Genomic DNA, 12,825 nt, shown 5'->3' with positions numbered 1-12,825 from the left:
CTTTTAAATACTCCGTTTTTCAAACTGTAATTTCAGATAAAATGTCTCTTTTAAACAGACTTATGTATTACTTACCGTGCAACCAATCAAAAAATACTTCTCGTGAAATCTTGATTCGCTCTCCAACTCGTACACTATGAAACTGTCCACTATTTACCAGATCATATGCTTGCCTGCGACCAATCCCAAGGTATTCTTGAATGTCTTTTACATTAAGAACTTGTTTTTCCAAGTTAATCCCTCCCTTCTGTATCCTTTTGTATCCCAGAACGCCTGTTAGTGTTCCTAATTCGATATTAACAACTTATTAATTATTAATCAATACTTATAAAATAATAATTTAATAATATTGATATTAATTATAATTGATTAATTACTAATAACGTGATAAAATTTAAGCATACATATTAGATGGAGGAATTATGATGAATAAAAGATTAGGGGAAATTATTCGGAAAAGTCGCGAAGAGAAAAACATTACCTCTTCCGAATTAGCAAAGATGATTGGAATCAGTCAGGCAACTGTATCCAATATTGAAAATGGTAAATTTGGAAAAAGAAAATCAACAATAACTAACCTTAAAACAATTATCAAAGGGTTGGATATTGATATAGAAGATGATGAAATAAATACCTTCCTTAATAGTGAGAAGTCAGTACTAGAGGAATTCACATTAAACACTTCACTCGACCTACTTAATAATAAGCCCGAAGTGTTTGTAGATGAAGATAGTCAAATAAGCATTGATGAACTTAGAGAAATTAAGGATGAATTGGATAAATTATTAGAAATACTTGTACTCACCAGAAAGCCTCAAGCAAAAAGAACTCTGTTGCAAGTGAAAGGTTTACTTGAGAAAAGTCAAAAGGACATTGCTGATGACTTTTCAAAAATGGTACTTAATGATGTTGATGTCCTTAAAACAATGATGCAAATATTTGATGATAAAAAGAAGGGAGAATAGTATATGGCTGGATCTATTCATAAATATCAAACCAAAGCTGGTAAGACAAAGTATTTTATTATGCTTGAAGTTGGATTAGACACTAATGGTAAAAGAAAACAAAAGAAGATCAGTGGTTTTAACACGAAGAAAGAAGCTCAAGTTGCTCTTGTAGAGGCTCAAAGTGAATTGAACAAAGGAACATATATAGAACCGACTAAAATGCAATACAGAGCATTTGTGGAAGAATGGTTTAAGACAAAACAGAAGAGTCTAGGTAAACAAACAGTTGGAGTACACAAAATGTATCTTGATAAGTACATCCTTCCCTTTTTAGGCAACATGACATTAGCAGCACTTAAAACGATTCATATTAATAATTTCATTAATGACATGCATGATAAGGGTTACTCCCCTTCTACTATTAAAAAGGCAGTAAATATCATTAAAAATTCATTAGAATATGCAATTGATATTGAAATACTAAGTAAGAACGTCGCTAAGAAGGTTACACTTCCAAAGGAAGAAAAGAATGAAATGCAAGCCTGGAATGAAGAAGAAGTTAACAAGTTTTTAAAAGTAGCAAAAAACAATTCTCAATATGCTTTGTTTTATCTGGCACTAATGAGTGGATTACGTCAGGGAGAATTATTAGGACTTAGATGGAAAGACATTGACCTGGAAAATCATTTCTTAACCATTAATCAAGTATTAGCTCACAATGGTAAGGATATAATCAAAGGGGCTAAGACTAAATCAGGGAATCGTACTATCAACTTATCAGAATCAACAATTCAAGTCCTTAAAGCACACAGGAAAACAGTATTAGAAGAAAAGTTATTAAACGGAAAGTCATATCAGGATCAAGACTTAGTTTTCTGTACTCAAATGGGAACACCAATACATCCATCTAATTTACGAAACAGAGTTTTCAATAAGTTAATTGAAGCTGCTGAAGTACCTAAGATAAGATTCCATGATTTAAGACATACTCACGCTACTCTACTTCTCGCAAAAGGGGTTAATATAAAAGTAATAAGCGAACGACTTGGCCACTCGAATATAAAAATCACGTTGGACACATATTCACACGTTTTACCTACAATGCAAAAGGATGCAATGGATAAACTGGACAATATCATAACCTCATAATAATACAAAAACCACCTAATAAATTTTAGGTGGTTTTTCGTTACTCTATGTTACTTTTGGTAACGGATTTTTAAAGCGTTACTTTTCCGTTACTTTTTTAATTTTATGTATGGTGATCTGTGAGGGACTTGAACCCACGACCCCTTGCCTGTCAAGCAAGTGCTCTCCCACTGAGCTAACAGATCATATTAAATTACCTCTACCCTGTCAAGGTAGCGCTCTCCCAGCTGAGCTATCGAATCAATTTCTTTGTCCAACAAAAATTATTATATATGCTTTTTAAGAGTTTTGACAACACTTTTCTTTCAGTTCCACAAAAAATAGGATTTTCTAATATGTAAATGCCGGGAGAGAATCCCGGCTGAATTAACGATTAGTTAAACGTACCTGCAGCAAGATCACCGTCTTGTACACAAGTTACTGCTATGATGTCTTTACAGTTAACCAATAGATTACGAGTAGCTGTTCCCGTTGCCGTAGTTACTTCATAGGAAAGCACTACACAGCACTTTGTGTGTTCAAAACGAACAAATCTAAACAATGTAGGATCTGTCGTCCCATTCAAGCTTAATGGTCCAATTCCTTTTAAAACGATAACAAGAAAGTTGTTTATGTTTTGGCTGCAAAAATCAATGTCATCGGATAGATCACGAAAGAAATCACAAACACAGCTGTCACACCCGCTTGTGTGATCATGCTTTGAATATTTTTCTTTTCCGTGGAATAATGAGTCACCCATCATTACTGACCTCCCATCCATTTATGAAATAAATCAATCTGTATACCAGATACTAAATAGCATATTAATTTATTTCAAAAATGATAGGATACTAGCCTATTAATTAATAAATATGCGTTTACCTATGTTAAACGCAAGATAATACACCACACACTTTCGTTCTTAATTAATAGATTATAGTATGGAATCTTTATAATGAGCATCGTCTTGCTATAAAAGTTTGTTCCGGCAAGGAGGTGAATCATATGGCGATCATCCAAAGCCGCACGCTAAGAAGCAGAATCATTTCTCTAGCAAGTGAAAATCTAGTAGATGTTTACATCACGGGTAATTCGTTAACGCCTTTTATTAGTGTTTCTATTAGAGAAGTTGGTGGTAACTTTTTTCGTGTTAGTAATGGAACGACTATAAACGCTCTAATTAACTTGTTTGCGGTGGGAAGCATCGATAACGCAATAGGCGCTGGGATCACTCCTGAAGTAAACAGTACTGATTTTAGAACTCGCGTAATTGATTTTGCCAGAGTTTTCACTGTGGATATTTATGTTCCTGGGCTAGCAGCAGCGTTTCTTACGAATGTGACCATAAGAGAGGTTGGATCGGATTATATCCGAGTGACTAATGCAACTGTTGACCGATATATTCCGTTTACAACTATTGCTGCTATAGATCAAAATTTAATCTTGGTTTTAACAAATACCCCAACAGTTACAAGTCGTACCATTCGATCAGTCCTTATTACACTAGCAAATGGAGATGTAGTTGTAGATTTAATCGTAGCTGGAAGATTGTTTCTTAATGTCCAGATTGATGAAGTACAATCAGATTATGCACGGATTAATAATACTGCCCAAACAAAATTCCCACTACTTGATATTGTTTCTGTCGATATATTTTAATGGATAACAATATAAAAACACGCCCAACCTTTAGGCGTGTTTTTGCTTGGTATTTAACCAATCTTCTCTTCCTCATCACGAATTTTAATCTCTTCATGATCAAGCCGCTCCTGTTTATCTCGAAGTCTATGTGCGAGTCGACTTGATGCGTTAGCCGCAATACTTGCAACTAAATCATCCAAGAATGTATGCACTTTACCATTTGCTATCTTTGTATCTAATTTTTGAATAATACCCATTTTAAATTTGTCTAGGTGCCCAAAAGTTGTAACTGCTATCGATCCATAGCCAAAAACAGCTCCTAGTGCGACCGTTTCATCTACCCCAAACAATCCTTCATCTTGTTCAACGATACTTTGAAGAGGTTCAGACAACTTTCTTTGTTCCGCGAGCATATCAAGTTCTACACCAACAAGAATAGCATGCTGGATCTCGCGCTTCATGAGAACAGCATCGACGCTCTCTATACATTCTTCTTTCGTTAAGCCAGGTGAAAATGGAATCTGCATTTCATATACAATTTCAGCGATTTCAGGAATTGTGACGCCTCTTTCATTCAACAGCCTTCTAGCCGCTGCTTCAACTTCTCTACTATGCACTCTATTATTCAACAGACTTCACCTCTTCTTAATGTTCGATCTCTTTTGGCAGAACGAATTGATTCTTTCATTATATCATTATGTGATACAATAAAACGAGTTGAATGAAAACGCTTATAATTTTAAGATCAGTCAGCATAGGAGGTACTTTTTATGGCCATTCTTAAAGGTTCTATTACAGATGATAAAATATACAGCATCTACTTGGATGAGGAGATTGAATTGCTCATCTATCTGCCTTCTAAGTTTACTCCTCTCGTTAAATACCCTATTCTAATCGCACAAGATGGCAGAGACTACTTTCAGTTAGGAAAGCTCGCGAAAACAGCCGATCGACTGATGGAAGAAGAAAATTTACAGAGCTGTATCATTGTTGGTGTAAATCATAAAGGAATCGAAGATCGAAAAGCCAAATATGACCCAACAGGAGAAAAGCACGAAAATTACATTCGATTCATGGCATTCGAACTTACCTCTTACCTTAATGAGAAGTTTAACACGCTCCAACTTGGTGCGGGCATGGGGTTAATCGGTGATTCCTTAGGTGGTTACATAGCTTTTAAGCTGAGTATTCTGTATCCGAATACGTTTGGTAAAGTGATCGTACAGTCTCCTTACGTTCCTGAAAGTTTTATTGATACCGTTGAATCCATAGAACAAATGCAAACGTTGACCATCTATCACTCAATAGGTGATGAAGAAGAAAAGTTTACGAATCCTGAAGGAATAACTAAAGATTTTTTAACACCCAACCGACACCTTAGTAAGCTTTTAAAGAATTTGGCACTCGATTATGAATACACTGAGTTTCAAGGAAATCATCTCTGGGTAAATTGGCAGAAAGACTTAGTTCACGCGTTAAGGTTTCTTTACAGCGACTAGTAACTGTGGGAAATAAATAGAATATTTGGTATACTAGTTCAAAAGATGAGGGAGGAAGAAATATGAAATACGGTATTGCAATTTTTCCATCAAAAAATCTACAAGATAAAGTGAATTCCTACCGAAAGCGTTATGATCCGCATTATGCCCTTATCGCACCTCATATCACACTTAAGGAGCCTTATGAGGCAACCGAGGAAGAAATTCAAGAACAGATCGCCTATATTTCTTCTGTTGCAAAAAATATAAATCCGTTTTCTATCTTGATTAATAAAGTAGGATCATTCCATCCTGTAAACAATGTAATCTTTTTAAAAGTTAATGAAGCCGATGAGATAAAATCACTTCATGAGCAGTTATATTCTGGTCCGCTTGAACACCAACAGCCGTATAATTTTGTACCGCATTTAACACTTGGGCAAAAGCTGTCTGATGAAGAACATTCAGACGTATTAGAACGTTTGCGTATGATAGATATTGAACATGAAGAACGAATCGATCGTTTTCAGCTTCTCTATCAACTTGATAACGGTTCTTGGACGGTCTATGAAACATTTCGTCTTGGAAAAGGAGTACAATAATATTGATTAAGACGTTTACAACGAGCGAACAAGGATTTCAAGATGCCTTAGCTGTAAGAAGAGACGTTTTTGTTCGCGAACAGCAGATTGATGAAAACGAAGAGATTGACAACAATGAAGATGGCTCCTTGCATTTTGTTCTTTACGATGAAGACAAACCGGTTGGTGCTGCTAGACTTCGTGAAGTTAATGGAGAAGGAAAAGTAGAACGGGTCTGTATATTGTCTTCTCATCGAAAAAAAGGACTAGGAGAAGAATTGATGAACGCTATGGAAACAGCAGCCATTAAACGTTCTTTACCCAGCCTTATATTATATGCACAAACACAGGCAGAAGACTTTTATAAAAAACTGGGGTATCTTACAACCTCCAAAGAACCATTTCTAGATGCTAACATTCCGCATGTTGCTATGAAAAAAGCATTGAAATCGTCATAATGGCGATTTCAATGCTTTTTTGTTTATTACGGTCTAATCTCGTCAAAACTGTACAATAAAACGTACGTTGAGGAGACTAAGGTTGATGGACATTCATGTTGGACAATTGACAACCGAATTAATCGTAGGGTTTATCGCTCTCTTTTTGTTAACAAAAGTTTTAGGAAAAACGCAGATTTCTCAAATAACACCCTTTGATTTTATTTCATCTATTTTCTTGGGTGAATTAGTCGGTAATGCAATGTATGATGATGAGACTTCTATATTCGTTATCCTGTATGCCATAGTAATCTGGGGCTCAATGGTCTATGTAGTTGAAATAATATCTCAGAAATATAAAGGTACGCGGAAATTTCTGGAAGGCGCCCCCACTATCGTCATTCGTAACGGACTGATCGATCGTGACATGCTCAAAAAGAGCAAGCTTGATATCAACCAGCTTCAAAACTTAGTTAGACAAAAAGGATTTTTCGGTTTAAGAGAAGTTGAATATGCCATATTAGAATCTAATGGATCTTTAAGCATATTGCCTAAATATCAATACGGCCCTCCAAACAGACAGGATTTGAACCTGCATAGCCAGCAGCAGCCGGAGTTGCCGATTACACTCATCTTAGACGGAGAACTAAACCATGATAACCTTTCAACAGCTGGATTTTCAAAAAATAAACTATTAGAACAAATTCACAAACAAGGATACTCCGATATAAAAGAAATCGTGTATGCAGAATTCTCAGACGGTAAACTGTTAATCATGCCTTGTACGAAGCCGAAAAAATGACAGGCCGTCCGTTTTTAATCTGATACGCTGCACTTCCATTCTCTAGCAAGTAAATAACATGTGCAGAGATAGCCGTTCGAAACAAGGAATATGCCCCTAGGTTTGCCGGCTCAACTTCATATTTTGTTAATATTGCAGCTACAATATCCTCTAATGAAATTCCAGAGTTACCTGAATGGTTGACCACATTCTGTACTTCTAAAATAATTGTTTCATATATAAGGATGTTATCATGAATAACTTCTTTATACTCTGTTTCATACTTACCGTGACCAGGAATCATACCTTCCACATTAAGCATCTTCAGCTTCTTTAAAGTTGCTATGTTTTCACCAGCATCAACAATAAAGGGAATCTTATGCTTCCGGAGTACATCTTTTCCTAAAAACGCATCAGCAGCATATAAAATGCCGCGGAATAAGATTCCATGTTGATTATAGCTATGACCTGGAAGATGAATAATTTGAACTTCTGGAAATTGTTCTATATTTCCTTCTGAGCATATTTCATCAACACGTATAGCGGGTGCTTCTAAAAATTTATTGCGCATTTCTTTTAAAGGAAAATTCCCATGCGATAGATAGATTGGTTCAAGTACAGGATTCCTCATAATTGCTTCCTCTAGTAGAGGAGCGATTGTATGTACATCAACCTTTTGTTGTATATAGAATGCACCTCCAAAATGGTCCGCATGAGCATGAGTAATGAATAGATGGGTTAAAGGCAGCTTTTCATTATGAAGATGCTTTAACACTTTTTTGGCTGCTGATGATTCAAGTCCAGCATCTATTAACATACCTTTGCTTTTGTCATTATTCACGATATACCCTATGTTAACGGCACTCTTAAAGTAATAACAATCAGTCGAAAGTTCAATAAATTCCACTATTAACCCCCCAAGTCTTTGTGTTATGAACAAAAAAAGAAACCATTATATGGTTTCGTTAATTATATTTCCTTTGCCTTCCATTTCACTTAAGATCTGATCAAAAGAACGCTTTTCTTCAAAGGTCAATCTCTTCTTATTCTGAAATGAACGTACGTCTTCATTCTGGATTGGAGGAACACTAGCAACAACAGGTAATCCTCTTTCAGCTTTTTCCATCCGACTAGCATACTGCAACTGCTGAATTGGTAGGTACGGCAAGATATACCCCATCGATATCCTCTCCTTTATCATTACTTCTCTATTTCTTACCCTATTCCTTCTAAATCTATGTTTTCTAAGTGTAATATAAAAAAAAGAGCACTCTGTTGAGAGTACTCTAAAGAAACATTTAGATTGCTTACACCCAAGGGTCATAGTGGCAGCCATTGCTTTTGCTTGAGCTGGAACTTGAGCTTGAGCTAGAAGAAGATTCATGTTTTGAAGAAGATTCATGCTTTGAGCTAGATTCATGTTTATGGCTAGATTCATGTTTATGACTAGATTCATGTTTATGACTAGATTCATGTTTATGACTAGATTCATGTTTAGAAGATGACTCATGTTTGTGGCTAGACTCATGTTTATGACTAGACTCCCATTTGCTAGAGCTTGATTCGCACTCTACCTTCTTTTCATGAATAATAACTTTATCTGCTTTAATGATTACTTTATCAGCATAAACCTTCTTATGTTTTTTATGCTTCTTCTTCCTTTTACAATAATAACAATCTTCCATGTTACAACCTCCTCGTATAGTACATCATATGCAAGTCTGACGAGTTGGTTATAGGCTGTCTCACTAAAAATTAATAGCTATATGATTAACTGCTTTTGTTCGATAGTTTTGTTTATGAAAATAAACGAACGCTTCTACCGTAATATTTTCATCGATACCACTCTTAAAAGGAATTTGGAAATCATCCAAAGAGAGTTTGTCACCACTTTTAAACTTGGTTTCACGTAGTGGACAGATCCACATTTCTCCCCGTTCTTTTGCTTTTTCTGCCCACTCATTATCCATATACATCCAAATAGACTGTGTCATTTCTTCCTGTGAGGGTGACGCGATCAACGATATGATCTTTCCTTTTAATGAACAAGCTTCAGCTGGTTGGAACCTGAAACAAATATAAGGATTCTCCAACGTCTCTGTTCCAGTATTTTCAATAAAAAATGACCCTCTAATAAAACCCTTCTTATCTTTTGTAAAAATTACCGAATAGTCGAAATAGCACGCACTGTTAAAGCCTTCTTTTTTCTGAGATTCTGAATTATTTTCTGTATCAAGCTCTTCAAATACAGGTTCAGATGTGCGGTTAATATTGATCCGCTTTTCCATACTTTTGATTCGCTGTTGGTACAGGTCAATCTGTTGGTCTTTATCGTTCATTTCATCTTGTATGCTTTTTAATAAATCCTCATAACCTTGCATTCTTTTCTCCATCTCATGTTCTTCTAGCCGTTTTAATTTTCTCGTGAGTTCTTCGACTTGTTTTCTCAGTTCTTGAAGTTCTTTTTCATTCTCTTCAATTATTTTAAGGGATCGATCATTTTTCGTCTCATTTTCGAGTCTTTCAATGGTCTCTTCAGCAAAAACGAGCTTTTTTTCAAGATCAAGTGCTTTATCTTTGTAATAGTCCACCCTAGAAACGAGCCGCTCATAACTTAATTTATCCTTCGTCCCCATGCATCTTCCCCCTTGCATAATTAGGCTCTTTCCCTATTGTATGTAAGCTACTATTATTCGTTCACCTTTTTTTCATAAACAAGAAAGACCTGCAGTCAATCGCCTCAGGTCTTTCTGTTCTTCAGATCCGTTAATTATTGATGTTGAAGGCAGTTTTCTATTGCGATTTCTCCAGAATCTGCTTTTACAACACCCGTAGTAAATACTTTCTTTCCTGCTCTTTCAATAAGTTCTACCTCAAATTGGTTTCCATCTGCTGTCTCAACAATAGCAAGGTTAAACTTATACTGTTCTCCAGAAGCATCCATCGTGCCTCTTCCTGAAACAGTCAACCTTAGTCCACCAGCATACTCATCACAGCTAAGTGTTTCTTGTGTGAATTCTGTAGCTGTATATCCTGTATCGTTTAGAGATAAATGGAATCTGCTTCCTGTCAGGTTAGAACTCGGACAGATTTCAACAGATATGGTTACTCTTCCAGTTTCTGTCGCTCCATCCTCTTCACACGTTAATCCACTAGCAGTTCCTTGTGATCTACACAGGCAGCCTGGCCTGGGATATATGTCCGGGCATTGTTGCGGAAACACTACCTCTGGACACATTTCTCCCTCGCTTTCCTCTGCATTTAGGTCATTTTCACGAGGCGAGCAGAACTTCGCCAATACCTCTAGTTTTACTTCAGCTTCAACTTGGATATCAACACAGAATGTAATGTCTACAACGAATGAAGTTGGTGATGGACTATTCAACAATACAGTCCCTGTTGGGATGCGAGCAAAGATTTTAGTAATTCTGCAGTATAAGTCTGTTCCATCTGGATAACACAAGACGAAAGATTCGAATACTGATGCATTAACCAACTGTTCTACAACGATTACTCCGTTACGGTCGACAACTTGAACTTTGATATCTGTTGTAAAGAGTAGCTCTACAAGCTGTGCCTCAGCAAAACCTCCGTTAAGTGCGACTGTAACATCTTTCTTATCTCCAACTTGCTCGCATAGATATAATTCAGGGCATGCTTCGTTTGTCTCACCTGTTAGCGGGAATGCTGGAGGAGTTTTGGGTACTTTCGTAACCAATCTTAACGGCCGGCGTGAAGGATCATCCAATGCTTCTTCTATAGCTGCGATTTGTTCAGGAGTAAAAGAAACGGTCTTTCTTACGTTTAGTGTATCAGTCACCCAGTCGTAAACTTTCTGAACGCGGATACACTCATCCTGCAAGTGTTTATGATTATTTCCCATTGTTTCCCTTCCTTTCCTCATCATGATCTGAAGATTCCATACATACTATGGAAATAGAGTGGGTTATGACACAAGAAGGAAAGCCTATTTTTATAGATAAGCATTAAGGAGGAAGCTATCATGAGACCAATCTGGTATCAAGATCAGAAAGTGTGTGAGTTATCATCCATAGAATATGAGGCTTTATGTCTTTTATTGCCTTACTGGGGATTGCAGATCTCTGATGACGGAGAAACAATTTCAGGAGCTCTTTCTACATTTATATTTGGTATCCAGGGGTTATCACAAAAGAAAGTAAAAGAACTCGATCAGCACTTAAGTCATACAGGAATTAGAATTACGACAGATGATCACGTTAAATGCGATCATCGTTTCTATGTAGATTTCCATAGCGGTCATCCTATGCCACTCGCGCTGAATACACCTGAAAAACAATTGTATTATTTGAACCCTTCACCCACATTCAGATTGCCCGTTCAAGCAGGCATTCACAAAGGTATCACACTAAAAAGAAAAGATGGACCTCTCTTCTTAGCCGTTCAGCCTTCTTATGAAGAGAAAGTTGTAGAGTGGATCAGTTATTTAGTCATTCAAACCTTTCTGCGTGTTTCATTTGAATCTCTTTCTTCTGTTTCAGAGTCAACTTTCTTTTCTTGTGCGAACAAAATCTTAAAGCCTATTAATGCTTATTTTGCGGCCGCTCAAATCCCGTTAGTAGACGAAATTGAAGAAAGACCAAAAGTAGAAATTAAACAAAATCCATCCCCTTCTTCTCCTGTACAAAACAAGAGGGAAGATCTTTTTTATGAGGCAACCGAACAGAAGCCTGTTAATAAACGGTTAGATGCACCAAAATCAACTGTTCCGCAAATTCGACCCTTTTCATTTTCTGGTTCGCTCATCACCAACCAGATTCCAAAACCTTATGAGCAGAGTAAGGTTTTATCAAGAAATGCAAGTCCGATCAGTCCTTTTAAAACAAATAGTCCCACTGAAAAAATCATTCAACCTTTTAGTAAGAATACTTCTGATGCAAAGAAAACATCAGTCATTCGTCCATTTCAGCCGAATAAGAACACCCCGTCCTCCGATTGAGAATATAATGCTATTGTTCAAAGATATCCAATCATGAGGAGAGATCATAAGTGAATAAAGAAGATCTGCAGAAGCTTTATGCTGAAATTAAAACAAAAAGATTAAACAACGCAGGAAAGAATCAGTCTTTAATTAATCCTCCTGTAAAAAAGGGCTGCAGTTCATGCGGAAAAGTAACGTGGAAACCTAATAAATCTAACTAAAAAGCTGCACCCCTTAGGGGGTGCAGCTTTTCCATTATGAAATATATTGATTTGCTACCAAAAAATTTATGATTTGTTCAGCACATTCTTTTACTCCAAGAAGATCTGTTTTTACAATAATTTCAGGGGAAACTGGTGCTTCATACGGATCAGAGATACCCGTAAAATTAGTTATTAATCCTTCTCTTACTTTTTTATAGAGTCCCTTTGGATCTCTTTTTTCACATTCTATAAGACTGCAATCTATATAGACCTCTACAAATTCTTCATCAGAAAACAAACCTCTGACTGCATCTCGATCTGCAGCGATAGGAGATATAGCTGCAACTAAAACAATCGAGCCGCCTTCCACAAATAACTTTGTTACTTCACCGATTCTTCTGATGTTTTCCGTTCTTGCTTCTTTTGAGAAGGCTAGATCTCGATTTAATCCATGTCTAACATTATCCCCGTCAAGTAGCATGGTACTGTGCTTCCTTTTATATAATATTTTCTCAACTTCGGAAGCTATCGTTGATTTTCCAGAACCAGATAGCCCTGTAAACCAAAGTACAAAGCTATTGTGACCATGAAGCTTCTGTCTCATTTCCTTTGTCACATTATGCTGTTGCCATGTTATATTTTTATCTTCTACACTCAATTCGTAGCCTC

The 12,825-nt window shown here is 36.5% G+C and carries 18 protein-coding genes and 1 tRNA gene; 9 read left to right on the top strand and 10 right to left on the bottom strand.

What is annotated here, in order from left to right:
- Window positions 1–67: 67 nt before the first annotated feature.
- Complete coding sequence (locus ACNJYY_RS08360; RefSeq protein ID WP_416731352.1) at window positions 68–232, bottom strand: helix-turn-helix domain-containing protein; 165 nt, start codon at window positions 230–232, stop codon at window positions 68–70.
- Between the two features lie 190 nt (window positions 233–422).
- Here ACNJYY_RS08360 and ACNJYY_RS08355 point away from each other — a divergent pair, with 190 nt between their 5' ends.
- Together ACNJYY_RS08355 and ACNJYY_RS08350 are read left to right on the top strand one after the other, a co-directional pair.
- Window positions 423–965, top strand: coding sequence for a helix-turn-helix transcriptional regulator (locus ACNJYY_RS08355; protein WP_416731351.1), 543 nt, complete (start codon window positions 423–425; stop codon window positions 963–965).
- A gap of 3 nt (window positions 966–968) precedes the next feature.
- The gene (locus ACNJYY_RS08350; RefSeq protein ID WP_416731350.1) at window positions 969–2,096 is read left to right on the top strand and encodes a tyrosine-type recombinase/integrase; all 1,128 of its coding nucleotides are present in this window, start codon (window positions 969–971) and stop codon (window positions 2,094–2,096) included.
- A 110-nt stretch (window positions 2,097–2,206) separates the two neighbouring features.
- Here ACNJYY_RS08350 and ACNJYY_RS08345 read toward each other — a convergent pair.
- Together ACNJYY_RS08345 and ACNJYY_RS08340 are read right to left on the bottom strand one after the other, a co-directional pair.
- Window positions 2,207–2,281 (bottom strand) — tRNA-Val (locus ACNJYY_RS08345).
- A gap of 188 nt (window positions 2,282–2,469) precedes the next feature.
- A complete protein-coding gene (locus ACNJYY_RS08340) occupies window positions 2,470–2,838 on the bottom strand; it encodes a hypothetical protein (RefSeq protein WP_416731349.1) in 369 nt (122 codons plus the stop codon).
- Between the two features lie 242 nt (window positions 2,839–3,080).
- On the opposite strand from ACNJYY_RS08340, the gene ACNJYY_RS08335 reads away from it, so the two are divergent.
- Window positions 3,081–3,734 (top strand): hypothetical protein, encoded by a 654-nt coding sequence (locus ACNJYY_RS08335; protein WP_416731348.1) that lies wholly within the window; start codon window positions 3,081–3,083, stop codon window positions 3,732–3,734.
- A 53-nt stretch (window positions 3,735–3,787) separates the two neighbouring features.
- Here the strand turns inward: ACNJYY_RS08335 and ACNJYY_RS08330 are convergent, their stop codons facing one another.
- On the bottom strand, window positions 3,788–4,345 hold the full coding sequence (locus tag ACNJYY_RS08330; protein ID WP_416731347.1) for a phosphatidylglycerophosphatase A: 558 nt from the start codon (window positions 4,343–4,345) through the stop codon (window positions 3,788–3,790).
- A gap of 141 nt (window positions 4,346–4,486) precedes the next feature.
- Here ACNJYY_RS08330 and ACNJYY_RS08325 point away from each other — a divergent pair, with 141 nt between their 5' ends.
- The 4 genes from ACNJYY_RS08325 to ACNJYY_RS08310 all read left to right on the top strand — a co-directional run bounded on the left by ACNJYY_RS08325 (window position 4,487) and on the right by ACNJYY_RS08310 (window position 7,014).
- Window positions 4,487–5,215 (top strand): alpha/beta hydrolase, encoded by a 729-nt coding sequence (locus ACNJYY_RS08325; protein ID WP_416731346.1) that lies wholly within the window; start codon window positions 4,487–4,489, stop codon window positions 5,213–5,215.
- 62 nt (window positions 5,216–5,277) lie between these two features.
- Window positions 5,278–5,796 (top strand): YjcG family protein, encoded by a 519-nt coding sequence (locus ACNJYY_RS08320; RefSeq protein ID WP_416731345.1) that lies wholly within the window; start codon window positions 5,278–5,280, stop codon window positions 5,794–5,796.
- 2 nt (window positions 5,797–5,798) lie between these two features.
- The gene (locus tag ACNJYY_RS08315; protein WP_416731344.1) at window positions 5,799–6,233 is read left to right on the top strand and encodes a GNAT family N-acetyltransferase; all 435 of its coding nucleotides are present in this window, start codon (window positions 5,799–5,801) and stop codon (window positions 6,231–6,233) included.
- 85 nt (window positions 6,234–6,318) lie between these two features.
- Window positions 6,319–7,014: a YetF domain-containing protein gene (locus ACNJYY_RS08310; RefSeq protein WP_416731343.1), complete on the top strand. Its 696-nt coding sequence runs from the start codon at window positions 6,319–6,321 to the stop codon at window positions 7,012–7,014.
- On the opposite strand, the gene ACNJYY_RS08305 is transcribed toward ACNJYY_RS08310, so the two are convergent.
- The 5 genes from ACNJYY_RS08305 to ACNJYY_RS08285 all read right to left on the bottom strand — a co-directional run bounded on the left by ACNJYY_RS08305 (window position 6,986) and on the right by ACNJYY_RS08285 (window position 10,876).
- Window positions 6,986–7,900, bottom strand: a complete 915-nt coding sequence (locus tag ACNJYY_RS08305) for an MBL fold metallo-hydrolase (RefSeq protein ID WP_416731342.1) — start codon at window positions 7,898–7,900, stop codon at window positions 6,986–6,988. The two genes, ACNJYY_RS08310 and ACNJYY_RS08305, sit on opposite strands and share 29 nt — an antisense overlap.
- Window positions 7,901–7,945: 45 nt before the next feature.
- On the bottom strand, window positions 7,946–8,173 hold the full coding sequence (locus ACNJYY_RS08300; RefSeq protein ID WP_144701066.1) for a hypothetical protein: 228 nt from the start codon (window positions 8,171–8,173) through the stop codon (window positions 7,946–7,948).
- A gap of 127 nt (window positions 8,174–8,300) precedes the next feature.
- The gene (locus ACNJYY_RS08295) at window positions 8,301–8,678 is read right to left on the bottom strand and encodes a hypothetical protein (RefSeq protein ID WP_416731341.1); all 378 of its coding nucleotides are present in this window, start codon (window positions 8,676–8,678) and stop codon (window positions 8,301–8,303) included.
- 63 nt (window positions 8,679–8,741) lie between these two features.
- Window positions 8,742–9,629 carry a hypothetical protein gene (locus ACNJYY_RS08290; protein WP_416731340.1) on the bottom strand — a complete coding sequence of 296 codons (888 nt, stop codon included), beginning with the start codon at window positions 9,627–9,629 and terminating at the stop codon, window positions 8,742–8,744.
- A 134-nt stretch (window positions 9,630–9,763) separates the two neighbouring features.
- Window positions 9,764–10,876 carry a hypothetical protein gene (locus ACNJYY_RS08285; protein WP_416731339.1) on the bottom strand — a complete coding sequence of 371 codons (1,113 nt, stop codon included), beginning with the start codon at window positions 10,874–10,876 and terminating at the stop codon, window positions 9,764–9,766.
- Between the two features lie 120 nt (window positions 10,877–10,996).
- On the opposite strand from ACNJYY_RS08285, the gene ACNJYY_RS08280 reads away from it, so the two are divergent.
- Both ACNJYY_RS08280 and ACNJYY_RS08275 read left to right on the top strand, forming a co-directional pair.
- Window positions 10,997–11,971: a hypothetical protein gene (locus tag ACNJYY_RS08280; RefSeq protein WP_416731338.1), complete on the top strand. Its 975-nt coding sequence runs from the start codon at window positions 10,997–10,999 to the stop codon at window positions 11,969–11,971.
- Between the two features lie 50 nt (window positions 11,972–12,021).
- A complete protein-coding gene (locus ACNJYY_RS08275; protein ID WP_416731337.1) occupies window positions 12,022–12,174 on the top strand; it encodes a hypothetical protein in 153 nt (50 codons plus the stop codon).
- 34 nt (window positions 12,175–12,208) lie between these two features.
- Here ACNJYY_RS08275 and cysC read toward each other — a convergent pair whose 3' ends face one another.
- Window positions 12,209–12,814: an adenylyl-sulfate kinase gene (cysC, locus tag ACNJYY_RS08270; protein WP_416731336.1), complete on the bottom strand. Its 606-nt coding sequence runs from the start codon at window positions 12,812–12,814 to the stop codon at window positions 12,209–12,211.
- Window positions 12,815–12,825 lie beyond the last annotated feature (11 nt).

It is taken from the genome of Fictibacillus tiangongensis (genome assembly GCF_048083785.1).
In the GTDB taxonomy this organism is placed as follows: Bacteria; Bacillota; Bacilli; order Bacillales; family Fictibacillaceae; genus Fictibacillus.
Note: the sequence above shows the minus strand (reverse complement) of the source record. Positions and strands in the feature narration are given on the sequence as shown.

Excerpts from the sequence above, each read along its gene's own strand:
- ACNJYY_RS08280 (WP_416731338.1), top strand. The coding sequence starts at position 10,997 with ATGAGACCAATCTGGTATCAAGATCAGAAAGTGTGTGAGTTATCATCC.
- ACNJYY_RS08350 (WP_416731350.1), top strand. The coding sequence starts at position 969 with ATGGCTGGATCTATTCATAAATATCAAACCAAAGCTGGTAAGACAAAG.
- ACNJYY_RS08310 (WP_416731343.1), top strand. The coding sequence starts at position 6,319 with ATGGACATTCATGTTGGACAATTGACAACCGAATTAATCGTAGGGTTT.
- ACNJYY_RS08335 (WP_416731348.1), top strand. The coding sequence starts at position 3,081 with ATGGCGATCATCCAAAGCCGCACGCTAAGAAGCAGAATCATTTCTCTA.
- ACNJYY_RS08355 (WP_416731351.1), top strand. The coding sequence starts at position 423 with ATGATGAATAAAAGATTAGGGGAAATTATTCGGAAAAGTCGCGAAGAG.
- ACNJYY_RS08320 (WP_416731345.1), top strand. The coding sequence starts at position 5,278 with ATGAAATACGGTATTGCAATTTTTCCATCAAAAAATCTACAAGATAAA.
- ACNJYY_RS08295 (WP_416731341.1), bottom strand. The coding sequence starts at position 8,678 with ATGGAAGATTGTTATTATTGTAAAAGGAAGAAGAAGCATAAAAAACAT.
- ACNJYY_RS08300 (WP_144701066.1), bottom strand. The coding sequence starts at position 8,173 with ATGGGGTATATCTTGCCGTACCTACCAATTCAGCAGTTGCAGTATGCT.
- ACNJYY_RS08290 (WP_416731340.1), bottom strand. The coding sequence starts at position 9,629 with ATGGGGACGAAGGATAAATTAAGTTATGAGCGGCTCGTTTCTAGGGTG.
- ACNJYY_RS08340 (WP_416731349.1), bottom strand. The coding sequence starts at position 2,838 with ATGATGGGTGACTCATTATTCCACGGAAAAGAAAAATATTCAAAGCAT.
- ACNJYY_RS08285 (WP_416731339.1), bottom strand. The coding sequence starts at position 10,876 with ATGGGAAATAATCATAAACACTTGCAGGATGAGTGTATCCGCGTTCAG.
- ACNJYY_RS08325 (WP_416731346.1), top strand. The coding sequence starts at position 4,487 with ATGGCCATTCTTAAAGGTTCTATTACAGATGATAAAATATACAGCATC.